Below are 23,020 nucleotides of genomic sequence, written 5' to 3'. Positions count from 1 at the left end.
AAAATTTGAGCGATGAACAATTCTCTTGAAATACAAAACCTCAGTAAAATCTATTCAAATGGAGTAAAGGCTTTGGATCAGGTAAGCATTACCATTGAAAATGGAATGTTTGGCTTATTGGGGCCAAATGGAGCTGGCAAGTCCAGTTTAATGAGAACAATTGCCATGCTTCAAAGCCCAGATACAGGAGCTATTTTCTTTAATGGCTCAGAAGTCCAGCAAAAGCCTGAAAAAATCCGATCTATTCTGGGCTACCTACCTCAGGAATTCGGAGTCTATCCCGGCATTTCAGCATGGGATCTTTTACATCATATGGCAATTCTCAAAGGGATTGACAATTCCGCAGAAAGAACCAAGCAAATCAATCAGCTTTTGCATCAGACCAATCTTTTTCAGCATCGGAAAAAGGCAGTTTCCTCGTTTTCCGGAGGAATGCGTCAGCGCTTTGGCATCGCACAGGCACTGCTCGGCAATCCTAAATTAATCATTGTAGATGAGCCTACTGCAGGCTTAGATCCAGAAGAGCGGAACCGGTTTCTCAATCTTCTAGCGGAAATTGGAGAACATGTCATTGTGATACTTTCCACTCATTTGGTTGATGACGTACAGGAGCTCTGTACACAAATGGCAATACTAAGCCAGGGCAAAATCTTAAGTCAAGGGAATCCACAAAACCTAACCAAAAACTTGAATGGAAAAATTTGGGCAAAAACCATAGAAAAACAACAGTTGCCAGACTACCAAAGCAAATTCAGACTGATCTCCTCGAAGTTGATGGCAGGGAAAACCAAGATTCATATCGAGTCCGAAAAAGCTCCGGGAACTGATTTCGAACCCGTGACAGCCAGCTTAGAAGATTTTTATTTCAGCATCCTACAGTCTCAAATCACCCAATCATGAAACAGTTTTTTCACTTGATGAGATTCGAATTATTAATTCAACTCAAAAGCTGGACAGCCCCCCTTTTCGCTACAGTCTATTTTGGTTTTGCCTTCATGATGGGAGGACAAGGTTCACCAAGTTCCGAAGCAATTTATAACTCCGAGTTTGAGCTCTTTTTCAAAATGGGATTATTAAGCCTCGGAGCTGTGTTTTCCATCATGTTTTTTGCTGTCAAGGCTACCCAACGAGATGCCCATTCACATATGGAGGCATTAATCTATGCCACGCCTATTTCAAAGATGAAATTCTTCCTTTCTCGCTTCTTTGGTGCTTGGTTGGTTTCATTGATAGTTATTCTACCGGCTATCATTGGTTTTCAACTAGGGCTGTACTTCTCAGATCTTGATCCAAGTAGAATCGCAGAATTTCAGCCCTATCCTTCACTTTCAGTAGCCTTCAAGCTTCTCATTCCTACAATCACCACCCTTACTACCTTACTATTTATCATTGGATTGCTGACAAAAAACCAGCTTGCTACCTATGCCATGGCAGTGGGAATCTATGCAGCCTATTTCATTTGCTCCATTTTCCTAAACTCACCCTTGATGGCCAATGCCGCTCCCATAGCAAGTGAAAATCTGGCTTGGGCAGCATTGGCCGACCCATTTGGGCTTTCAGCTTTTTTCCATCAAACCAATCTTTGGACTAATTTCGATAAGAATCAATTGGGAATTGAATTTTCAGGCTTGTTTGCATGGAATCGCATCATCTGGCTAATCTTTTCTGCAGCCCTTTTGACTACGGCTTATCGTCGATTTTCATTCAGAAATTCCAAGGAAAGACCAAAAGAAAAAAAGAGGGAGAAATTAGCGGACTCAGTTGCTTTTTCACAGAAAAAAATCATTCCACAAACGGGAAGCTACAAATCAGTTTTCAGCTCTCAACTACGTCTATCTATTCATTTTATACTCAAAAGCATTCCTTTTTGGACGATTTTGGGGGCTTGGCTAATCATCGCAGGTACAGAGATTTATTTCAGGCTTTTTGCAGGAGGCTCTTACGAAGAAAGCTACCTTCCAGCTTCTCAAATCCTTTTGGATAGAGTTCAACAACCCTTATTACTATTTGGAATCATTCTCTTGCTCTTCATCAGTGGATCTCTCGTTTGGAGGGAAAAAGACAGTCAAATACATGAGCTAGTAAACGCCACGCCAGCCCCAAAGGGACATATTTTTCTTTCATTGGCGGTCACTCAGATTTTGGTCATTTTCACAATGATCAGCTTGACAATCCTGGTATGTTTGGCTTTTCAGCTGATTGAAAATCCATGGAATGAGCACAGCTGGGCTATTTTCTCACTCTTTCTCAGCCCAGGTTTCAACCTGATCTTCTTCAGCATTTCTTTCTTACTGATTCAGCGAATCAGCCTCCACAAATACTTGGGGATGGGCTTATCTGCCATAAGCTTTGGGGTTTTCGCCGGTCCCTTGAGCTCGACAGTTGGTTTGTCTCACCCCCTATTTCTGATAGGAAGCACACCATTTCTTACTTATAGTGAACTAGCAGGATTTGATTCTCATGCAGGTTCCTTTTTGATACTGAGCATGCTTTGGGGGATTCTTGCCATAGCCCTTAGCTTTTGGCTATATAGTATGTGGGATAAAAGTATAAGCTCTCGACTCCAAACAATGCTAAGAATACCATCTGTCCGCTGGGCAACGGTAATTTCAATTCTTTTCCTAGGTCTTTGGACAGGGATCTATTTGAAAACAGAGAAGGAAGGAAGTTTTCCCTCCAAAAGCCAGGTAATGGACCAGAGAGCGCTGTATGAAAAAGAATTCAAAGTATTTGAAGATGCTCCGGTTTTGGCCTATGCCGATTTAGATCTGGAAGTAGAAATGTTCCCTTCCAAAGGAAACTACAAGGCTAAAGTAAAAGGGAAACTGTTCAATCCATTCGATAAACCCATCACAGAATTATTAATTCATGAAAAAGAAAAGCTGAATGATTTTCAATTGGAAAAAGTCGCAGACTATGGATACCAAGAAGATTTGGGTTTATTCCATATCACCTTTTCCGAGGAAATTCTTCCCGGAGACAGTCTGAATTTTTCTTTGGAAGTCAAGCCTGAAAAATCAATTCTTGGGACCCGAAAAGCTATTGTACAAAATGGTTCTTACCTAAACTTCCGGGATTTTGCTCCCTTCTTTGGCTATTCTGAATCCATGGAGATCACTGATTTTTCTGAACGAAAAAAGAGAGGTTTGGCCCCGAAGCTTTCCGAAGAATTAGATAATTCCCACAGTGGAATCACGGAAAAAAATCTTTTCAAAGTACCATTCGAGGCTATTATAAAAACAGAGAAAACTCAGACAGCCATCACATCCGGTAAACTGATTAATGAAAAGATCGAGGGGGATCAAAGAGTTTTTCATTTCAAGTCAACAAAAGCTATTCTCCCTACAGTAGCCTTCTTTTCGGGTATTTACCAAAAAGACAGCATTCAGAGTGAGGGTGTTCAATTGGAAGTTTATAGCCTTAAAAATCACAAAAATATCCATGCAAAAACACTTCAGGTAATGCAAGAAGCGCTGGAGTATTTCAATCAAAATTTTGGGGAATACCCATTTGATCACTTGAAGTTGGTGGAAATCCCAGGGTTTTGGGGTTTTGGAGGCTATGCGCATCCAGGGGTAATCAGCATGACGGAAGACAAGTATTACTTGGTCAAAGAAGGTTCACCTCAGTTTGACCTTCAAACCAAGCGAGCAGTTCATGAAGTAGCGCATCAATGGTTTGGACACCTATTGGCACCCAGAAATATCCCTGGAGCCACCTTATTGGTGGAAGGTCTTGCTAAATATGCAGAGGTATTACTTCTTGAGAAAATGCTTGGGAAATCAGCCACATGGTATCTGAGTGATCAGGCAAATCGGACTTATTTCACAGGACGAGCCATGGCATCGAAACCTGAAAGCAGTATTTCCAAACAGGATAATCAAAGCTATTTGGCCTACGGAAAAAGTCTATCTGCCTTTCTTGCCGCAAGAGAACTTTTGGGTGAAGAAGAACTCAATTCCATCATTCGGGAGCTTGTCGATAAATCTCTAAGTGAGCCCAAACCAGTGGTAGATGCCGAGCTATTAATCGAGAAAATGAAAAACCAGTCCAGTTCCGAAGATCAAAAACTGATTGAAGATTGGTTTGAAAAAGTCATTACCTATGACATTAAAATTCAAAACTCCCAAATTGAGAAATTTGAAGAAGGGCTTTATCAGGTGACTTTGGACTATGAGGCAACCAAAAAGGAAAGACAGTCCGATGGTTCAGAATTGGAAATATCCATGGATGAGGAGATTGAATTTGCTGCATTTCTAACCCATCCAAAAGGTCTCCAAAATGACCAAGAAATCCTCCTCTCCCAAAAAGTGCGAGTAAAGTCTGGAAAAGGACAGCTTAAAATCAGGTTGGATCAATTTCCTGAGATCATTTCCCTAGATCCCTGGGGTACCCGAACCGAGCAAAACCGGGAGGATAATTTTTTCAATATTATTGGGGAGAAGGAAAATAATTGAAGTAACCGAATCTAAAACAACAATCTTCATTACCCCTTATCTTTCAAGACAATCCCCAATAAGAGTGAGATTATCAGAGTAATTAATGCAAATATTTGTTCCGTTGTTGTTTTTGCGAAAGCGTTTCCAATTGTATTCAGGGTAAAAAGAATCAAAAAGAACCAAAGAGATATTTTCACAACCTTGGGAGGAAGTATTGGTCCAAGAAACTTCCCTTTTATTGATAAAATCATCACCAAGTATAATGTAACCAAAATAGAAATGCTTTCAAGCAGATAAACCAAACTATTACTGTTCAACCTTCCACCCCATATTATTTCTACCGGTACTATATTTAATAGCACGCCTAGGTGAAATAAGGCAAGAGGAATTAATATCGACAATAAAACCCGAATAGCGATTTTTGATTTCATAAGGACCCTCCGATCGATTTTCTGTTCAACTCCTTGTTCATAAATGTAACTTCATCCCCTCATGACTATCTACAAATCCCAAATCTCTGTAAAAGCGTAAAGCATCTAGTCTTTTCTTGTCTGTGGTGAGTTGGACCACATGGGCACCTTTTTTCCTTGCTTTGGAAATCGCCCACTTGATCATTTCAGTTCCAAGTCCCGTTCCTCGATGATTTTTATGGATCCTTACCGCTTCCAACTGGGCCCGAATACCACCCTGATAAGTCAAATACTGAATAAAAGTCAATTGCATGGTGCCAATAATCTCTCCCTTCATATTTTCAACTACCATCAACTCTTGATTAGGATCCAAGTTGATATTTTCGAAAGCATCCATATACGAGGCTGGAACTGGAAATCGAAAGTCCTCACGGGTGCTTCCCAGGTCATCGTCCGCCAGCATTTCCACAATATATCTTAGGTCTCCTCTTTTTGCTTTTCTTAGTTGCATGTCTTTATAGAAAATGATTTTAAAATTAGGATTATTCATTCGGCCATTTCTATAAGATCAAAGAGTTCCTATATCAAACAAGAAGCCTGTGAAACCATTTGTGATCCCTAGCAGTGCAAGCTAAACCATTTTTTGAGTTTAGGAGAAGATCTTAAAATCGGAAAATTCCCTTGAATAATTCCGATTGAGCAAAATCTGTAAACTCAGTTGCAAATAATCAACTATTCAATTTTCAAGAAAGAAACATTTTTCGCTCTGCTGCTTGATACTTCAAATCCTGTGAGTTCATTGGATGTGTTTCTTATAAAAACCACCTTTAAAAAAGACCCCTTATCACCAATGAAATAATCCTTTTTGATCGCTTCTAAATAAAATTCACCCAGTCTTGTGTGTTTTGCGACTAACTGATTCCCAATTATGGAAAATGAGTAATAGGCGTTCAGTTCTGGGCTGTAATATCTTCCTGTAAATTCATCCAGTGTGGTGGCATTGTAATTTGCAGGAGTATATCTCTCAGAAACTATTTGGTACCCATCATCCAGTGTGATAATCATCATCTCTTCCAAAAAAGAAACTGCAACATATTCTTCAATATCCAATTCAAAACTATGTTCACCAACAGGGACCAAAGCAGTTTTACCATTGCTAGTGATTAAGCGCAAGGTATCATTCTCAAATTTAATCTCCCTGGAGTAATTGTCTCCCTCGTCCCAATAATGGCCTTGATATGGCTTTAATTCATCAGGTGTTAGTGTGATAGGTTCTTGATGGGTCAGCTTATTGGGAATCGTTTTTATGGCAATTTTATCATTGCCATACACCTCCAAACAAATATCCATGATATCATAAACCATCCTTGCACCATTAATTTCGCCGTTGATATTTGTAAACATCACACTGATATTCAATTCTGGAAAAGTTGCCAAATAAGCCTGATAGCTCGCATCTTGACCACTGTGCTCTAGCCGTTTAAAACCCCTGTAGGTATTGATAAACAGGCCATTAGCATAGCCATAGTTTTCACCATTATTCAAAGGTGTTAAGGTGTGCATTTTGTCAAAAACAGCTTGGCTACCTATTCTTTTGGATTGATAATTAATAGCCCATTTACTCAAATCTGTGATTGTCGTGTTCAGGTTGGTAGCGCCAACACTGAAATTATTAAAAAGATCTTCCACGTAAATTGAATCAATCCTAAAATAAGAAAGACTTTTGTTTTTGACCACCTGCCCTTTTTGATCGACAAATTTTGAATCATTCATTTGCAGGGGTTCAAAAATGCGTTGCTGCATAAATTCCGCAAAAGACATCTTCGACACCCTAGCCACAATTTCTGCCAACAATGCATAATTGGCATTGCTATACATATGTTTCTCATTAGGCTGGAAATTCAATGTCTCTTGGTTAAAAATGATTTCTAATACCTGTTCATTGGTAATCACATCATCTAGCGTCCATCCGGAAAGTCGTAATAAGTTATACTTATCTTTTAGCCCACTGGTATGATTTAATAAATGACTGATGGTTATTGTATTCTCAAATTCATGCATCTCAGGAAGATAGACTCTGATATCATCGGCTAAGGAGAGTTTGCCTTCTTCTTCCAGCAAAAGGATGGCAAAAGCTGTAAACTGCTTTGAAACTGAAGCCACATGGAACGAGGTGTTTTTATGAATTGGTATTTCATAATCAAGATTGGCCAATCCAAAATACCTTTCAAAAATCAATTGATTTTCTTTTACAAGTCCGATAGCGACTCCAGGTTCATTCTCTTGATAATTAGCAAGCAGGCTATCAATTTTAAAAGAAATGGATTCTAAGTCTGAATTTACTTGAGCTTTTGCACAGTGAACACATGCAAACTGTAGAATTATTAAAAACCTGAATTTCATATTTTCGAATTGATTTTACTTTGAATCTCCAATTGCTTTTTTAGTGTTGAAAATTTCACCCAATAGATATCCCCCTGATTTTCATCTCCTCGGTGGAAAAATAGGTACTTCTGATCGGGAGAAACACTGGGGCACATTTCAGTTAGATGAGTATTTACAGTGGGCCCCATGTTCAATGCCTTCGACCAATTACCCTTTCTTTTGAAACTGATATATAAGTCACTATCTCCCAGTCCATCGCTTCGTTTTGCGTCGTAAATGATGTAGCTTTCGTCAGGAGCTATGTAAGAATGTGCTATATATTCACCTTCAAAGTTGATGGCATTCCCCATTCTTTCAATTGACAGATATCTTCCTTCATGAATGATAGACTGATAGATTACCCAATCTTCAGGCTCGTCACCTTCTTCTCCGGTAGTAAAGAAAAGATTTCCTTTTTTTGAAGAAGTCAAGTACATTATTACTGGCTTATCAATGAATGGGCTTTCTAAGGGGATCGGATCAGTCCATCCGTTTTGTGTTCTTTCACTATACCATTGGTGCAGCCCACTAGATTTAGAGGAATTTGGCAGCGGCCTTGTACTTCCAAAATAAAGTCGGCTTCCCTGAGGATTGATATGTGGTTCAAAGTCCCAACCAGATTTGGCCTTAAAAAATGCAGACTCAGGATCAGTCCATGTACCCTCCTCCATTTTCATAGTCCAAATTTCATTATTAGAGTCAGTTTCCCTTCTTGTCCAAAATACCTCATCCATGTCTGGTGAGAAAGTAATCCCAAATTCAAAAGCATCCGTTGAAATTGTCCCTTTCCCAAAAACTGTCGCTTCATCATTTGGCATTGATTTACTTAATGAAGCTAAGCTTGACGTTTCGACCAATCGTTTAGAACATCCAAGAGACAGCATACTGGCCGCAAGGAAAATGGAGGCAGTAGCGAATCGTCTTGATTTGATGTTAGTTTTTAGCCAGTTCATTTTTACCAAATAGAAAATTAGCCAGCCCTACTACCAGCATATATTCAATCCCCAAAATCCAAAAGCCAGGATCACCAAAAAAACTGAGGTGACTGCCTCCTGCTGGAATTATAAAAAGCGGGACAGTGACTATTGCATCAAGTAGGATCGTAATAAAGAACATGAAACCACCTAATGATAGCCAGTTTGTTCTATTGCTCTTTCTATAATAAAAATGTACGCCAATTAATATAGCAGGAATTAAAGCAAGTGTTAGAAACCAATTGGCCTGTTCGTCTAAATTATCCATCAGGGGAATTAGATAAGAGCCAATAAAGGCACTGACTCCTATTAGCCAAATAATCAGTGCGGAAATACTCGCTTTTTTAATATTCAGAGTCTTCATAATCTTGATTTGTTTAGATAGCACCTGACACTGTTTGATTCCAAACCCCTGTCAAGGCAGCCTTTTGAACAAATTCTTCAAATGAAGTAGCTCTTCTCCCCAAAACTCTTTCTACATCATTAGAGACAAGTTGATTAGCAGGATTTCCAAGAACATCTTGAAATAAATAACTGAAAAGCCATACATAAGAATCCGGAAGACCAGCAGCCTTCATTCCTTCTTTAAACTCTTCGATGCTGATCGGGATATATTGAATATCTTTTCCAATTCCCCTCTGCATTATTTCTACGGATTGCTCAAAAGTCAATTTTTCAGGACCAGTTACGGTTATAGTTTCTCCATTGTAAGAATCATCAAGCAGTACTTTTGTAACCACCTCTGCAATGTCATCTGCATCCACAAATGGGATTTCTGCTTCTGGCATTGGTAACGCTACCTGCCTCGCCAGAATAAAATCTAAGAATGCTCCTTCACTGAAATTTTGATTAAACCAGGAGGCTCTAACTACAGTATAATTCAATCCTGAATTGGCAACGATTTGCTCACAGGCTTCTGCTTCCTTTTCACCTTTTCCGGATAGAAGCACCACTTTTTCTAACCCTTCATGTAAGGCAGCCTCTGTTAAGGCTTCGATGGCTTCTTTAGCACCTGGCACCGCTAAGTCAGGATAATAGACGATATAAGCTCGATCTATTCCTTTTAATGCCGGTGCGAATGTGCTGAAGTCATCCCAATCAAATGAGGGAGAACCTTTTCTTGAGCCCACAAATACATTCTGGCCTAGCTGGAACAATTCTTCCACCACTCGGTGACCGGTCTTACCGGTACCGCCGATTACTAAGATATTTTTCTTCATAGTACGTATGTTATGTTTTTGTTTAATTCTTTAATTGAAAGTTGAGAGCCACGACCGTCATTAAAAAAGAAAGGACAGAGAACAGCATCCGAAAGGTGTGGAACTTATTCCATCTCAATTCATAGTATTCTCTGAATTCGGTGATTTCTTTGGTACTGAGTTTGGCTAAATTCAATAGCTCCAACTCATTATTAAGGGGTACATTCCCCACCCCTGTCACACCTATTGTTCCAAATAGGTAAGCCAAAGTTGCAGTTAACAGAAGCCAAAAGCTGGTAGTACTTTGACCATAAGTAATATAGGTCGAATAGGTAAGCGCTGCTATACTCCCGAAAAAGACCAAAAAGAAAGCTGGGTTGATAATTTCCCGATTAATACTTTGCATGGTCTCCAAAAAGCTGAGGCTATCGATTTTTTGCGTTCCCGGAATTACTGAAACCGACCAAGCAAAAAATAACCCCGCAGATAGTCCTGTGAGAACCAAAGCGACATTTAGTGAAATATTCTGAATCTGTATTTCCATGATTTTTGGATTTTTATTTTAAATGCCAGTTTTTCAACTGACAATTTTCTTCTTGGTAAGCCTGTTTTTGATTCCTTTAGGCATGCTCTGTTCGACGAATACCATTTGATAGGATTTACCTGTTATCCTAGAAATATTCTGTTCTTTAAGGATCAAAAAAGGGTTCTTCCTTTGATGACAGAAATCGCATTTGTTTCGGAGAATTTTCAAGACATCTCTTTCTAGCAATAAGTCTTCATTGGTAGCATCCTGAAAATTTTCTAGTGCAACTTCTGCCTGAAACATAAAGCTTGATACAAGAAACAGCACACTGGTTAGGAGACTGAAAAACAAGGACTTATTTGCAAAACTTTGATCCAACTCAATCAAATTTGATATGAATACAAAGGTAGAGTCCACAAGTATCCCACCATTGACTAGTTATGCCAATGATTTAGCACTTTGCGCCAAACTGAAAAATTTCTATTTGTTTTTGAATTCGGAGGGTGAACAGCCTACCCAACGCTTAAAGGCTCTATTAAATGTACTTTGCTCGGAAAAGCCAGTTTCATAGGCAATTTCTCCAATACTTCTATTGGAGTTTTTAAGCAGGTCCTTGGCAACTTCTTCTTGAGATTTTTGTACCAACTCACGAAATGTGATCCCTCTTTCAGATAATCTTCGGTTGAGTGTCCTGCTGCTCATGCCAATGTGATTGGCTATTTGAGACAAAGCAGGTATGCCACTTGGCAAAGCGTTCTTGATGAGTATCTCAACATCAGTGGAAATTTTCCCTATACTAAACTCTATTCCACGCGTCTCTTCTTCCACTCTGTCTACTAAAAATCGATTGATACTTAGGTCAGCTTTTGCTGTACGCTTCTCTAAATCTGCTGTTCGATAAGTAATAGAATAATCGGGCCCATTAAAAAGTATTTTACAGTTGAAGGCTTTCTCATAACTCGATAAATCAATGGGTGCGGCATGCTTAAATGTAACTTGGGTGGGAGACAGATTAGTTTCGGTCATTGCCTTGAGCACCACAGTGGTTGCCGAAATAGTAGCTTCATTGGAAAGCTCTACACCTCTTCGATGAGGCTCCCTCAATAAAAATACATGCGAAAAAATCCCCTCTCTTTCCACTTTAAAAAAGTATGTATTCGATAATAACTTAAAATACCGCTCACTTCGCTCAAATATTTCACCGGCCCAAGAGCAAGTCCTCCAAGATAGTCCTAAGACACCGTAATCTTCAATTTCCATTTTTTGTCCTACTCTTATTGCAAAACCGGGCCCAAGCTTTTCATCTAGTAGTTCATGCAATCCGAAAAAATGGTCTGCCGGTACAGCCTTTATCAAATGAATTGAATCAATCGAGGTTGGGAGATCTATGAAATCCTCTTTAGACATACCCTCCTCAATAGCGCATTCAATTATTTTCCGGTAAAGATTGATAGAGATGTATTTCACTTTTGGTGGTGGTTACCTTTTGCAGATAGAAAAAGAAGAAGACTAAATTTAATTCTTTTAAAGATAATTGGAATCCCTTTAATGCAGAATCAACAAAACATCTTACTAATCATAAAACTCTTTCTTTCATGGAGTTATAGCAAAAAGGAATTTCTTTAACAAATATAAAATAAATTGATTACTTTTACTTTTGTTAATTAAATCACACCAAAATGAAATCGCATTCAATTGGGGAGTTTGAAGAACTGGTATTACTGATGGTTGCTGCCTTACATGATCAGGCCTATGGTGTATCCATATTGTCCGAATTAGAAAAAGAATCCGGTAAATCGATGAATATCAGTGCAGTCCATGTGGCACTTAAACGAATGGAAGAAAAGGAGTTCGTAAAGTCAAGATTTGGGGGAATAACAGGTGAGAGAGGCGGAAGGCGTAAAAAATATTATGTCATAACCGCTTTGGGAAAACAAGTTCTAGATCAGCAATTCACCCTCAGAAGTAGTCTATACAACAGAATTCCAAAAATATCCTTTGGCTAATGCATCCACCCCGAAAAGCACTTGAATTCCTCCGCTGGTTTTGTAGAGAGGATTATATCGAAGAAATCGAAGGAGACCTCATTGAATTATTTGAGGATAGATATGATAAGCTATCCCCTAGGAAAGCAAACCGAAAATTCATCTGGGATGTGATCCGTTCCTTTAGGCTACGAAACATTAAAAAGGTGGATTTAAGCTACCTAAAAGACTTTATCATGTTTAAACACTACCTAAAAATCGGAGGAAGACAACTCATAAAGAATAAGGGCTTTTCGGGGGTTAGTATTCTAGGTTTAGCCATGGGAATTGCTTGTTGTTTATCCCTGTTTGTTTTTGCAGAATATGAATCCAGTTTTGACAGTTTTCATCCTTATACAGAAAGAAGCTATCGGGTAGTTCAGCACACCCAATATGTTGATGAAACCCTTTATTGGAATACGACAGCTTATCCCCTTGCAGAAGCTTTGCGTGAAGACTTTCCAAATCTAGACCTAGTCACTCAAACAGCCGGCCCCTTTAACAAGCTATTGACAGTTGAAAATAGCGGAGGAAATAATCATTCCTTTGAGTCCAGGTATACGCTGTATGTTGATTCCTATTATGCCAAGGTTTTTGAATTGAATTGGCTTTCCGGAGATAAAAACACCGCATTCAATCAGCCCTATTCGATTGTGCTTACCGAAAGTTTTGCAAAAAAAATATACGGAGGCTCTGTTTCATTCGAGACTCTCCTTGGAAAAAGACTTCTGCTTGAGGGAAAGGAAGCCCTACAAATAACAGGTATCATTCAAGATGCGCCCGGAAACAGCACCCTCCAATATGAATTCCTCATTCCATATGAATTATTTAGACTTAAGAACCCAGACCCTGCGAGTAATTGGTCAGGAAATCACGGAGGAACAACCTTCCTTGTTGCCTCTGAAAATCAATCTTCTGAAGAAATTGAATCTGCTATCCAAACCTGGCAGAAGAAATATCTAAGCAAGGAAGATAACAGCAGAATTCAATACAAATTACAGCCTTTAAGTCAAATGCATACGGATGCACGATATGGCAGCAGTCCAGGAAGTTATAATATAAGTCGCTCTACCTTGATAAATGCCCGGTATGTTGGAATTTGTATTTTGCTTATTGCCATTGGAAATTTTGTAAACTTGGTAACCGCTCGATCTGTCAACAGAGCAAAAGAAGTAGGAATACGAAAATCCATAGGAAGCAGCAGGTTTGATTTATTCCAACAGTTTACCTGGGAAAACAGCCTTATCGTTATAATTTCTATTGTTTTCTCCCTCCTTCTTTCTTCAATCCTATTCAATCAGGCAAATCAAGTATTCTCCTCGATCAACCTTGAATTAAGCCTGAAGTGGAGTCATGTAGGAGTAATTCTTATCATAGGGTTTATAACAGTTCTATTGGGGACCTCCTACCCTGCTCTGATCCTTTCAAGATTCCAACCGCTACAAATCATTAAAAACAGGGTTCCTTTTTCAAAAACCCGTGGCATTTCAACCAGAAAGGCTATTACAGTATTTCAATTTATGATTGTCCAGATATTTGTAATTGCCACCATCATTGCTGCTTTCCAAATGGACTTATTCAAGCATAAACCTCTGGGTTTTTCTTCAGAAGCAGTATTGATGACTCCCATACCCCAAGCGGATAAAACTGAATTTTTTAAAAACCAATTGCAGCAAACTTCAAATGTTTTGGATGTCACAATAGGGTCTGGACCCCCCATGGCAGTAAATGGCCTGCAACTAGGTTCTCGGTATAGAATTCCTGAGATGGCAGAGAATGAGGGCTATGAAACAGAGTTGAAAATTGGAGATGACAATTATTTAAACTTCTATGACATAGAATTACTCGCTGGAAAAAATTTCATGAACAAGACTCCATCCTTTAATGAGTTTATAGTCAATGAAAGCCTAATTAAAACTTTTGATTGGACTCCTGAAGAAGCTATTGGAAGAAAGATCATTACCAATGAAGGAGAAGCTACCATTATCGGAGTGATGAAAGATTTTCATAATAATTCACTTCAAAACGAAATTTCAGCCTGCATCCTAATTAACTGGGAATATTTTAAGGATAAAGCTTTTATTAAGCTTAGTAATTTGGATTCAGATGCAATCCGGGATATTGAAGAAAGCTGGAAAAAAGCCTTTTCCGGCTCCGTATTCTCCTACGAATTTGTAGATGATTCTATTCACAACGAGTATTTTGTGGAAACCCTCATATTCAATGGCTTTACTTTATTTTCCATAGTAGCAATACTAATCGGTAGCCTTGGCTTAATAGGATTGATGACCTTTTTGACCACCCAAAGGACCAAAGAGGTGGGTATCCGAAAGGTCTTTGGAGCCAGTGTTTCAGAGATTATCCATTTCTTCTCAAAAGAATTCACATTTCTAATTGGAGTGGCCTTTCTTCTTGCTTTGCCAATCACCTACCTTTTAATGGAATATTGGCTCGAAAACTTTACCTATCGGATCACCATGACCTGGTGGATGTTTATTTGCGGAGGCTTGGCTACATTACTCATTGCAGCATTAAGTTCATTTACACAGGCATTTAAAGCTGCCTATGCGAACCCTATCGTTTCCATTAAAACCGAATAAGAGGATAATTTTTCCATTTATTCATCTTAAAAGTCGATAACAGAAGTAAAATTTACCCTCTTGTAAACAACGAGGGTAATTTTAATCATTTTCTACCTTTGTTAGGCAAACAGAAGTAAAATCCAAGGCACTTCCGATCTCAGTCAGCCGCTTTGTCAATCTCCTCTCCAGCCCGCAAGGAATCTGATTTCCTATTGGATGGCTATGGACTACAATCTCCGAAAAAACTAGAACTTAACTTACTCTTTTTTAGAAATATTTTTCCCCGGTTTCACTATCTAACAGGAAAATTCATTCTCGAAAAAACCACATAAGAAATCAAGCGTAGACAATTTAAAGTTCTAATTGAATTGATTTCCGTTCAATTAGCGAAATATATTCATCTTTCAATTTATCTGATAAAAAGCTATGAATGATAAACTGATTCCACTGAGGAATCAATTTTTTATACTTCTTGAAGATATTCTCGATTACCTTTTGATCAATCCCAGCTCTTTGCATTCCTGTTTCAAAGTCATTCCGTTTGATCTTTTTCTTTTTACCATTCAAGTTTAATGCAAGTTCTTCATCATCACCTTCTACTACCAACTCTGACGCAACTAAATCGTAGGCTGGACAAAAATCATATTTCTGATTTCTTTTAAGCAATGAAAAGTTTTTCAAATGCATGTCATTATTTCCTGTTAAAAAACAAAACAAGACTAATTCGTAAAAATCTGTTACCCCTAATCCAGGGTTAGCTGCATATTTCAAAATTGCCTTTGCTACTTGCTCGTGAGACCCTTTGTATTTATTTTCTGTTAGTCTTTCTGTTAATTGACACATGTCTTCCATGTGCAATTTTTTACCATTAATTCGATCAATTCTTTTAGTGATGTAAGCATACTGTCCTGACCTAAGCTTTATCAATGAATGATCAACTGTTTTTATCTTGCTTATTTCAGCCAGGTGCATGGTTAAGTCTTCTATTTCAGGTAAGTTTGGATAGGTTTTGGTCTGCGGTTTCAGTATATATTCTCCCCATAATCCAACAATAGTAAAACGATCATTGTCACCTTTTCTATCATTCAATCCAAGAGATAGTTTTGGTTGTACCCCCGTTACTGTCTTTTGACTTTTAATTACTTGTTCGGCTAGTTGCAATATTTGATCTTCTGTGAAATCTAATAATGGAGGTATAGGTTTACCGTAAAACTTCTTGCTACATTTTGGATGGTATCCACTCTGACCAGCAGAAGTGCTTAAATCGGAGGAGCTAATCGTATTATAACAGTAAAGACATTTGTTTTCCATAGGATTAAATTTCTTTAATAGATACTGCACCTATACAATCTCGACAGGTCTTTAATAAAACCTCCATTCGGTCTCTTGGGTCTAACTTCCAATTTTTTTGAGCTATATCGAGTAACCAACCTTCCGGTATCAATCCATCAAAAAACGGGAACATTACCTTACTTGTATATACTTCCTCTGAAAGAGGCAAAGTCAAACTTATGGGTTCAGCATAATCAGAGTGCAGATAAGAATTATCATATTTAAAATGAAATCCGTCCTCATCTTCCGTTAAGATGCCGGATAACTTATCATACATATATACTTCAGCCTTCTTCATTTCTTTCAGATTTTATTGGGCCCAATTCATGACCAAATAATGTTAGGATCTGATTAACCTTATCCATTCTTAAACTTTCTTTTCCTTGTTCCAAATCCCTAACAAATCTTAGCCCTACTCCGGCTTTGAAAGAAAGGTCTTCTTGAGTTAAGCCAAGCGACTTCCTTCTTTTCTTGACGAATTCACTTAATTTATTCATACCGCTATACCTCTTTGGGTATAAATATACAATGAATCCATCATAAATATACCTTATCGGGTATATAATCTCTCAAAAAACAAAAAAATATACCTTTTCAGGTATAAAATGATTAATAATTATTAAAATATACCCTTTAGGGTATAATATTATTGAATAGAAAAAAAAATCAATCAACTGGTTTGACGCAACTGTTTGACTTCATTAAACACCAATTTTTAGCAGAACCTTTAAAAAATAATAATAACAATAGCCCAATTCCTTGCTCCCTAACTTGATGTTTTTGGGTTCCTAAGTGATAAATCCTATACCAAAATGAACAAAAAAAGGGGTCTACAGCACCCCTTCATCTGCAAAGGAATAATACCCTTCATTAGTCACGATCACATGATCCAACAAGGGCAGGTCCAAGGCTCTTCCGATCTCAGTGAGTCGTTTTGTCAATCTGCTGTCCTGCTCGGAAGGAATCAGGTTTCCCGATGGATGGTTATGGGCTACTATCATCGAGGAGGCATTCGCTTTCAAGGCTGTCGCAAAAACCACCTTTGCATCCACTACCGTTCCCGATGTTCCACCGCTGCTGATGGTACAGATTCCCAAGACCCGATTGGCCCGACTGAGCAGCATGAGATGAAAATCCTCCACCAACTCAATCCTATCCTGATTCCAAAACTCCAGAAACACCTGATACACCTGTCGGGAACAAGTCACCTTCGGCCGGTCACTGGCCCTGACCTTGCTGCTATACCCGATGGTAATTTCTGCTACTGTACCCAAATCGATTTTTTCTCTTAAAGCTTCCATAATTGTTTTTGATTTTGTGAAACATGAATTATGGAATCCCACCAAGCCTGTCCTGAGCAAGGCCAAGAGGAAAAGGAATAAATAATGAGCCGCAGGCGAATGGCTTTATGCCGGAAGCTCTTGGCCGCCTCCGAAGAGACTGGCTTACCTTATTCCTGAATTCAGGTGAATTTTAAAATGGCACTTCTTTAAAAGTAAAAAGCCTTTGGCTGAAAGGGAAGCGGCAAAGCCGATACCCTTTTAAGCCAAGGGCTGAAAGTAAGGGTCTTAAGAAAAATCTTTTCCCCGCTATCAGCGGGGAAGTGATTTTGAATGAAAACCGAAGCTACATTTTCTTTCCTTTCATAGATAAACGTTCTTTCAGTTTCCCCATATCCTCCTTCACTTTTACCTCCACTACTCTTGCATAGATCTGAGTGGTTGAAATTTTATTATGCCCCAATAGCTTACTGACTGTTTCCATGGGTACCCCGTTTTTGAGGGTAACAGTGGTTGCAAAAGTATGTCTGGCCACATGAAAGCTGAGATTTTTATCAATTTCACATAGATCGGCTATTTCTTTCAGATAAGAATTTAGCTTTTGATTGGAAAGAACCGGAAGCAATAGATCATTGGAAACAGCCCGCGGATGATCTTTATATTTATTTATAAGCTCCATCGCTTTTGGCAAAACAGGTATCTTAATAGGTGTATTTGTTTTGGTCCTTTCTGTATTGATCCAATATTCACCCTGTGATTTAACCAAACTTTGTCTGGACAAAGTAGAAACATCTATATAAGCTAATCCTGTATAACAGGAAAAGACAAATAAATCCCTTACCAAATTCAATCGTTGGTTCGAAAACACTTTTTCTTCTAAGCGCTCCAGTTCCTCATCTTCTAAATAATCCCGATCAAAACGTTTGTATTTAAACTGGTACTTATCAAAAGGATTTTTCTCCAGCAAATCCATTTTGACTGCAAGATTCAAGATTTTCTTAAAGCGCTCCATGTGCTTCAGAATTCCATTGTGCTGTAAAGGCCTTTGATGATTGGTTGGTTTATGTCTTCTCAAAAAACTCTCAAATCCCATTATGAACTTATAATCAACCATCTGAAATGATATGTCCTTTTTCTTTAAAGACTTTTCAAGATAGGTCAAGAGGTACTTTTTGGAAGTCTCATAGTTTTTCAAAGTTCCGGGCTTGAGTGTATCACTCATAACTTCCTGATGATATTCGATCAATTCTCTTAAGGAATACGCTTCTTCTTCAATTCCTAGAACCGCTGCTTTTAAATCCTCTGCGGTAAATGGAATTCCCTTGACCAACAACTCATGATACTTTGAAGAAACAAAAGCCCTTATTCTATCCAATGATTCGTTCAGCTGACTACTTTCCTCCGAACTACCTTTTGCACTTCCTTTTACAGGGTTCCACAACTTCTTAGGAATTGGTCTTTTAAGACTAAACTCCACCCTTCGACCATTGACCGTAAGTCTCAAAAACAATTGAAGCAAACTGCTATTGGATTTAGTCGGTCTTGTTACAAATTGAATTCCTAGTGTTTTCTGGCTTTTCATAATTTTTTAAACTAAATAAACATTTTTCAAAACACTGATTTTCAGTATTTTACCAGAAGTCATGAATTAAATTTATGCAGGAGCTCACCAAAAGTGCCTTAGCGCTTCAAAAACGCCGATTATTTTTTCATTTTTTTTGGCACTTTTCATCAAATTTTGGTCAAAAAGTGGCTAAAATTCACTTCAATTCGATTGATCAAAATTATTGATAATCATTGACTTAAAGCACATCTGGTGAGTATCTATTTTAATAGTTTTCCGGTTCACCGAATAACTCACCAGCTTTTTGACCTTTTTTGACGTATTCTGAATAGCCTAAAAATAAAAAAGCCTTGTAAATCACTGATTTACAAGGCTTTGGATTCTTTTGAAATTCCTTACTGTCGGGGTGACAGGATTTGAACCTGCGACCACACGCCCCCCAGACGTGTACGCTAACCGGACTGCGCCACACCCCGATTTTATGATTTCCGAGACCTAATCGGCCCCCTGAATCGCGAGGCAAATGTAAAATTTTCAGCCAAAATATCCATTTCCAATTCGAAAAATTCCCGAGATTATAAACCCCAGCATTAGCTCTTTTTCTTGAGAAGCACGGAACTCGTAGAAACTTTACAGCAGTGAACACACAAAGTGACATTTTCACTAATCATCTTCGCTTTCCGAATTGCCTCCGCTCCATTATTAAATGGGCCCAAATAATCTCGATCCAAAGAATCGGGAATGTTGCTGCATTCCCGTTCATGAATCTCAAGCATATTGTCTTCATTGGGGGTACTAGACAAATAAAAGAATTTCATAATCGGTAATAGTTTGAGGCTACTTAATTCACTCCGTTTAATCGGCCCCAAAATACGAATCAAAAAAACACGAAAACATCCCCTAAAAAGGGTATTTTTTGACCTTTTTTTGTCAATTTTTCCCGTCTTTTCTCATTTCACTCTGTCTCATCGGCATAGAATCTATCCGTTTAAAAGTTTTCAATAAATCCAATTCCCCGGATTTACCTGAAGATTTTACTCCTCCATCGAGACCTATAAGCATCCAATCTGCCCGAGGATTTTTTGATTTTAATTTCAAAAATGATTCAACTTTTATATCCAATGTATCTGTCGAATAAACCAATTCTTCATTTTGAAATCGCATGATGATTAGTTTCCGTTCTTGAATCTCATCTAACTGAGTCTCGAGAAGTTTTTTATCAATTGCTTCTTCTCCAAAAATCACTAGCAGCCTGTTCTTCCATCTAAAATCTTCTAAGCTCAAAGACGGATTACTACTCAAAACTACCATAAGAAAAATACTCCAAATTAGACTCATGATTATACAACTTACTTATAATTAGGATGTTTGAAGAAAATCAAGAAGCAAATCCTCCCACTCATCATCCAGCGAAACTGAAGGTCGACTGACACCTGCCCTTCTATACCAATAATCTGCATTCCAATCATCTCCCTCTTTCCGGTGGAGATAGGCATGGACCTTTGCCGCTGACTTTCCCGGCAGTTGATCCACTTCAGCATGGGCCATGTCCCAATTTCCTTTGAAATCCCACCAAAGTGAGCGTAGCTCTGGTGAAAAACTTGGCAGCGGTTGTTCTAAATTTTTGAATTCTTTGACGGTCATTAGGTTGATCGTTTTATTTGATTTTCAATTTTATTTTCCAATCTCTAAAAAAAATAAAGCTTTCGCATCGAAACATTGCCTCTTTTTCAAAAAACACATAACAATAATCACAAAATAGAAAATTTTTTACCTGTTGGCTGGAAAGCTAGAAGTTCTATATTTGCCCAATTATTTAACCAAGCAGTCTAAAGAAAAAAAATAAATGGAAAACTTAATCTACATTTTACCAGCCTTCGGGTTGGTCGGATTAGCATACATGTTTTATCTGAGAACATGGGTGAACAAGCAAGATCAAGGCGAAGAAAATATGAAGAAGCTTGCCGGCTACATAAAAGAAGGCGCAATGGCATTCTTAGCAGCCGAGTACAGAATGTTGGCGGTCTTCGTGGTCATTGCCGGAGCTCTTTTAGGTGTCGTTTCAATGTTGGTTGAAACTACCCACTGGTTCATTGTTGTAGCATTTGTTATAGGAGCTGTTTTCTCAGCTATTGCAGGAAATATCGGGATGCGGATCGCCACAGACGCTAACGTAAGAACCACGCAAGCTGCAAGAACAAGCCTGCCAAAAGCTCTTCAAGTTTCTTTTAGAGGCGGTACTGTCATGGGTCTAGGTGTTGCTGGATTGGCCGTATTCGGTCTTTCACTACTACTTGCCCTTCTCGTCCAGTTTTTCATTACAGGTGAGCAGTCATTCTACATGGAAATGACCATCGTTCTCGAAACCCTTGCCGGCTTCTCCCTAGGAGCTGAATCTATCGCCCTTTTTGCACGTGTGGGTGGAGGTATTTATACTAAAGCTGCTGACGTAGGCGCTGATCTTGTAGGAAAAGTGGAAGCTGGAATTCCAGAAGACGATCCTCGTAACCCTGCTACCATTGCAGATAACGTAGGTGATAATGTAGGAGATGTTGCAGGTATGGGTGCTGACCTTTTTGGGTCTTATGTAGCTACCATGTTGGCGGCGATGGTATTGGGTAACTACCTGATCAATGATATCAACAATGGCACAGCTATGAATGACGCCTTTGGCGGAATGGGGCCAATATTATTACCAGTTTTGATTGCTGGCATCGGGATTGTTTTCTCGATCGTAGGGTCTTGGTTCATCAAGATTAGTGACAACAATGCCAAAGAGCCGCAGGTACAGGCTGCATTAAACAGAGGAAACTGGGGATCGATCATCTTAACGGGTATTGCCTCTTATTTCATCATTGATTGGATGCTACCTGCAGAAATGCAAATGACATTCTTCGGTAAAGGTTTGCAAACTGTAACCTCATTCAACGTTTTTGCTGCCGTATTGATCGGCTTGGCTGTGGGAGGTTTGATTAGCTACTTTACAGAGTACTATACTGGTATGGGTAAGAAGCCAGTAATGACCATCATTCAAAATTCATCTACCGGAGCTGCAACCAATATCATCGCAGGCCTTTCTCAAGGTATGATGTCCACATTTGCTCCGGTATTGCTTTTCGCTGCTGCCATCTGGGGAGCTTATGCTTTTGCAGGTTTCTATGGTGTAGCGATTGCCGCTTCTGCCATGATGGCTACCACAGCCATGCAGTTGGCTATCGATGCCTTCGGTCCAATTGCTGACAATGCTGGTGGTATTGCGGAAATGAGCGAATTGCCAAAAGAAGTACGTGAGCGTACAGATATTCTTGATTCTGTTGGTAACACGACTGCTGCTATTGGTAAAGGTTTTGCAATTGCTTCTGCAGCCTTGACAGCGCTTGCCCTTTTTGCAGCTTATGTAACATTTACAGGTATTGATGGCATCAATATTTTCAAAGCACCAGTTCTTGCAGCGCTTTTTGTTGGAGCGATGATTCCTGTAGTATTCTCTGCACTGGCTATGAGTTCGGTTGGTAAAGCTGCCATGGCTATGGTTAAAGAGGTAAGACGTCAGTTCAAAGAGATTCCTGGTATCATGGAAGGCAAAGCAGAACCTGAGTACGACAAGTGCGTCGAAATCTCTACAAACGCTTCTTTGAAGGAGATGATGCTCCCTGGATTACTGACGATTGTATCACCAATCTTAATTGCCTTTTTGACACAGTTGTTTACCGGAGACACCCTATTGGCTGCTGAGGTTCTCGGAGGATATATGGCGGGTGTTACAGTTTCTGGTGTCATGTGGGCCATCTTCCAAAACAACGCAGGTGGTGCTTGGGATAACGCCAAGAAATCATTTGAAGCAGGTGTGATGATCGACGGAGAAATGACCTACAAGGGATCAGAAGCGCACAAAGCAGCCGTAACAGGCGATACTGTCGGAGATCCATTCAAAGATACGTCAGGTCCATCCATGAATATCTTGATCAAGTTGACCTGTTTGGTGGGATTGGTAATTGCACCACTTCTATCTTCACATGATTCTCATGGTGAAATGGCAGATGCCAAAGTGATCGAGGTTAAAAAAGAAATTAAAGTTGAGGAAGGGAAAGAAATCGTCACTGTGACCGAGAAAATCGTCAAATAAACCCTCCTTAATTAATCATAAAAAAGATCGCCGGTAAATACGGCGATTTTTTTTTGCCTAAATTTTAATTACTGCAAAAAACAGCAATCCTATTTTTTACCTGAAAATCAATGAAAACTCAATTTTAAAAGAAATTTCAG

The 23,020-nt window shown here is 38.9% G+C and carries 20 protein-coding genes and 1 tRNA gene; 5 read left to right on the top strand and 16 right to left on the bottom strand.

Going from position 1 to position 23,020, the window contains the following annotated elements; translation table 11 throughout:
- The first annotated feature begins 12 nt into the window (after positions 1–12).
- Positions 13–900, top strand: coding sequence for an ABC transporter ATP-binding protein (locus CDH51_RS18605; RefSeq protein WP_100630047.1), 888 nt, complete (start codon positions 13–15; stop codon positions 898–900).
- Positions 897–4,457 (top strand): ABC transporter permease/M1 family aminopeptidase, encoded by a 3,561-nt coding sequence (locus CDH51_RS18600; RefSeq protein WP_100630046.1) that lies wholly within the window; start codon positions 897–899, stop codon positions 4,455–4,457. The genes CDH51_RS18605 and CDH51_RS18600 overlap by 4 nt, the downstream gene beginning before the upstream one ends.
- A gap of 29 nt (positions 4,458–4,486) precedes the next feature.
- Here CDH51_RS18600 and CDH51_RS20140 read toward each other — a convergent pair whose 3' ends face one another.
- The 8 genes from CDH51_RS20140 to CDH51_RS18555 form a co-directional block, all read right to left on the bottom strand.
- Complete coding sequence (locus CDH51_RS20140; protein ID WP_133390035.1) at positions 4,487–4,870, bottom strand: hypothetical protein; 384 nt, start codon at positions 4,868–4,870, stop codon at positions 4,487–4,489.
- A gap of 37 nt (positions 4,871–4,907) precedes the next feature.
- A complete protein-coding gene (locus CDH51_RS18590) occupies positions 4,908–5,360 on the bottom strand; it encodes a GNAT family N-acetyltransferase (protein WP_100630147.1) in 453 nt (150 codons plus the stop codon).
- 221 nt (positions 5,361–5,581) lie between these two features.
- The gene (locus tag CDH51_RS18585; protein ID WP_100630044.1) at positions 5,582–7,252 is read right to left on the bottom strand and encodes a serine hydrolase domain-containing protein; all 1,671 of its coding nucleotides are present in this window, start codon (positions 7,250–7,252) and stop codon (positions 5,582–5,584) included.
- Positions 7,249–8,226, bottom strand: a complete 978-nt coding sequence (locus CDH51_RS18580) for a TolB family protein (RefSeq protein WP_157807173.1) — start codon at positions 8,224–8,226, stop codon at positions 7,249–7,251. The genes CDH51_RS18585 and CDH51_RS18580 overlap by 4 nt, the downstream gene beginning before the upstream one ends.
- Positions 8,207–8,611, bottom strand: coding sequence for a DUF5367 family protein (locus CDH51_RS18575; RefSeq protein ID WP_100630144.1), 405 nt, complete (start codon positions 8,609–8,611; stop codon positions 8,207–8,209). The genes CDH51_RS18580 and CDH51_RS18575 overlap by 20 nt, the downstream gene beginning before the upstream one ends.
- A gap of 13 nt (positions 8,612–8,624) precedes the next feature.
- Complete coding sequence (locus tag CDH51_RS18570; protein ID WP_100630042.1) at positions 8,625–9,467, bottom strand: NmrA family NAD(P)-binding protein; 843 nt, start codon at positions 9,465–9,467, stop codon at positions 8,625–8,627.
- 22 nt (positions 9,468–9,489) lie between these two features.
- On the bottom strand, positions 9,490–9,990 hold the full coding sequence (locus CDH51_RS18565; RefSeq protein WP_100630041.1) for an anthrone oxygenase family protein: 501 nt from the start codon (positions 9,988–9,990) through the stop codon (positions 9,490–9,492).
- A gap of 462 nt (positions 9,991–10,452) precedes the next feature.
- Positions 10,453–11,439, bottom strand: a complete 987-nt coding sequence (locus tag CDH51_RS18555) for an AraC family transcriptional regulator (protein ID WP_157807172.1) — start codon at positions 11,437–11,439, stop codon at positions 10,453–10,455.
- 212 nt (positions 11,440–11,651) lie between these two features.
- On the opposite strand from CDH51_RS18555, the gene CDH51_RS18550 reads away from it, so the two are divergent.
- Together CDH51_RS18550 and CDH51_RS18545 are read left to right on the top strand one after the other, a co-directional pair.
- Entirely contained in the window at positions 11,652–11,978 is a 327-nt protein-coding gene (locus CDH51_RS18550) for a PadR family transcriptional regulator (protein ID WP_100630038.1), read from the top strand.
- Positions 11,978–14,596 carry an ABC transporter permease gene (locus CDH51_RS18545; RefSeq protein WP_100630037.1) on the top strand — a complete coding sequence of 873 codons (2,619 nt, stop codon included), beginning with the start codon at positions 11,978–11,980 and terminating at the stop codon, positions 14,594–14,596. The genes CDH51_RS18550 and CDH51_RS18545 overlap by 1 nt, the downstream gene beginning before the upstream one ends.
- A gap of 333 nt (positions 14,597–14,929) precedes the next feature.
- Here CDH51_RS18545 and CDH51_RS18540 read toward each other — a convergent pair whose 3' ends face one another.
- The 8 genes from CDH51_RS18540 to CDH51_RS18500 all read right to left on the bottom strand — a co-directional run bounded on the left by CDH51_RS18540 (position 14,930) and on the right by CDH51_RS18500 (position 20,398).
- Positions 14,930–15,889 carry a HipA domain-containing protein gene (locus CDH51_RS18540; RefSeq protein WP_100630036.1) on the bottom strand — a complete coding sequence of 320 codons (960 nt, stop codon included), beginning with the start codon at positions 15,887–15,889 and terminating at the stop codon, positions 14,930–14,932.
- A gap of 4 nt (positions 15,890–15,893) precedes the next feature.
- Entirely contained in the window at positions 15,894–16,208 is a 315-nt protein-coding gene (locus CDH51_RS18535; RefSeq protein WP_100630035.1) for a HipA N-terminal domain-containing protein, read from the bottom strand.
- The gene (locus tag CDH51_RS18530; protein WP_100630034.1) at positions 16,195–16,407 is read right to left on the bottom strand and encodes a helix-turn-helix transcriptional regulator; all 213 of its coding nucleotides are present in this window, start codon (positions 16,405–16,407) and stop codon (positions 16,195–16,197) included. Before CDH51_RS18530 ends, CDH51_RS18535 begins: the two co-directional genes overlap by 14 nt.
- A 333-nt stretch (positions 16,408–16,740) precedes the next feature.
- Positions 16,741–17,211: a JAB domain-containing protein gene (locus CDH51_RS18525; RefSeq protein ID WP_100630033.1), complete on the bottom strand. Its 471-nt coding sequence runs from the start codon at positions 17,209–17,211 to the stop codon at positions 16,741–16,743.
- 325 nt (positions 17,212–17,536) lie between these two features.
- Positions 17,537–18,772: a site-specific integrase gene (locus CDH51_RS18520; protein WP_100630032.1), complete on the bottom strand. Its 1,236-nt coding sequence runs from the start codon at positions 18,770–18,772 to the stop codon at positions 17,537–17,539.
- A 383-nt stretch (positions 18,773–19,155) separates the two neighbouring features.
- Positions 19,156–19,230, bottom strand: a tRNA-Pro gene (locus CDH51_RS18515).
- A 454-nt stretch (positions 19,231–19,684) separates the two neighbouring features.
- The gene (locus tag CDH51_RS18505; RefSeq protein ID WP_262494525.1) at positions 19,685–20,065 is read right to left on the bottom strand and encodes a DUF4174 domain-containing protein; all 381 of its coding nucleotides are present in this window, start codon (positions 20,063–20,065) and stop codon (positions 19,685–19,687) included.
- A gap of 48 nt (positions 20,066–20,113) precedes the next feature.
- The gene (locus CDH51_RS18500; protein WP_100630030.1) at positions 20,114–20,398 is read right to left on the bottom strand and encodes a hypothetical protein; all 285 of its coding nucleotides are present in this window, start codon (positions 20,396–20,398) and stop codon (positions 20,114–20,116) included.
- Positions 20,399–20,600: 202 nt separating this feature from the next.
- On the opposite strand from CDH51_RS18500, the gene CDH51_RS18495 reads away from it, so the two are divergent.
- Entirely contained in the window at positions 20,601–22,880 is a 2,280-nt protein-coding gene (locus CDH51_RS18495; RefSeq protein ID WP_100630029.1) for a sodium-translocating pyrophosphatase, read from the top strand.
- The last annotated feature ends 140 nt before the right edge of the window (positions 22,881–23,020 follow it).

Source organism: Algoriphagus formosus, assembly GCF_002807035.1.
Lineage (GTDB): Bacteria > Bacteroidota > Bacteroidia > Cytophagales > Cyclobacteriaceae > Algoriphagus > Algoriphagus formosus.
This window is presented reverse-complemented; position numbering and strand designations above follow the sequence as displayed.

What these genes read in the sequence shown, in the direction of transcription:
- CDH51_RS18605 (WP_100630047.1), top strand. Translation starts at nt 13, where the DNA reads ATGAACAATTCTCTTGAAATACAAAACCTCAGTAAAATCTATTCAAAT.
- CDH51_RS18600 (WP_100630046.1), top strand. Translation starts at nt 897, where the DNA reads ATGAAACAGTTTTTTCACTTGATGAGATTCGAATTATTAATTCAACTC.
- CDH51_RS20140 (WP_133390035.1), bottom strand. Translation starts at nt 4,870, where the DNA reads ATGAAATCAAAAATCGCTATTCGGGTTTTATTGTCGATATTAATTCCT.
- CDH51_RS18590 (WP_100630147.1), bottom strand. Translation starts at nt 5,360, where the DNA reads ATGCAACTAAGAAAAGCAAAAAGAGGAGACCTAAGATATATTGTGGAA.
- CDH51_RS18585 (WP_100630044.1), bottom strand. Translation starts at nt 7,252, where the DNA reads ATGAAATTCAGGTTTTTAATAATTCTACAGTTTGCATGTGTTCACTGT.
- CDH51_RS18580 (WP_157807173.1), bottom strand. Translation starts at nt 8,226, where the DNA reads ATGAACTGGCTAAAAACTAACATCAAATCAAGACGATTCGCTACTGCC.
- CDH51_RS18575 (WP_100630144.1), bottom strand. Translation starts at nt 8,611, where the DNA reads ATGAAGACTCTGAATATTAAAAAAGCGAGTATTTCCGCACTGATTATT.
- CDH51_RS18570 (WP_100630042.1), bottom strand. Translation starts at nt 9,467, where the DNA reads ATGAAGAAAAATATCTTAGTAATCGGCGGTACCGGTAAGACCGGTCAC.
- CDH51_RS18565 (WP_100630041.1), bottom strand. Translation starts at nt 9,990, where the DNA reads ATGGAAATACAGATTCAGAATATTTCACTAAATGTCGCTTTGGTTCTC.
- CDH51_RS18550 (WP_100630038.1), top strand. Translation starts at nt 11,652, where the DNA reads ATGAAATCGCATTCAATTGGGGAGTTTGAAGAACTGGTATTACTGATG.
- CDH51_RS18545 (WP_100630037.1), top strand. Translation starts at nt 11,978, where the DNA reads ATGCATCCACCCCGAAAAGCACTTGAATTCCTCCGCTGGTTTTGTAGA.
- CDH51_RS18540 (WP_100630036.1), bottom strand. Translation starts at nt 15,889, where the DNA reads ATGGAAAACAAATGTCTTTACTGTTATAATACGATTAGCTCCTCCGAT.
- CDH51_RS18535 (WP_100630035.1), bottom strand. Translation starts at nt 16,208, where the DNA reads ATGAAGAAGGCTGAAGTATATATGTATGATAAGTTATCCGGCATCTTA.
- CDH51_RS18530 (WP_100630034.1), bottom strand. Translation starts at nt 16,407, where the DNA reads ATGAATAAATTAAGTGAATTCGTCAAGAAAAGAAGGAAGTCGCTTGGC.
- CDH51_RS18525 (WP_100630033.1), bottom strand. Translation starts at nt 17,211, where the DNA reads ATGGAAGCTTTAAGAGAAAAAATCGATTTGGGTACAGTAGCAGAAATT.
- CDH51_RS18520 (WP_100630032.1), bottom strand. Translation starts at nt 18,772, where the DNA reads ATGAAAAGCCAGAAAACACTAGGAATTCAATTTGTAACAAGACCGACT.
- CDH51_RS18505 (WP_262494525.1), bottom strand. Translation starts at nt 20,065, where the DNA reads ATGGTAGTTTTGAGTAGTAATCCGTCTTTGAGCTTAGAAGATTTTAGA.
- CDH51_RS18500 (WP_100630030.1), bottom strand. Translation starts at nt 20,398, where the DNA reads ATGACCGTCAAAGAATTCAAAAATTTAGAACAACCGCTGCCAAGTTTT.
- CDH51_RS18495 (WP_100630029.1), top strand. Translation starts at nt 20,601, where the DNA reads ATGGAAAACTTAATCTACATTTTACCAGCCTTCGGGTTGGTCGGATTA.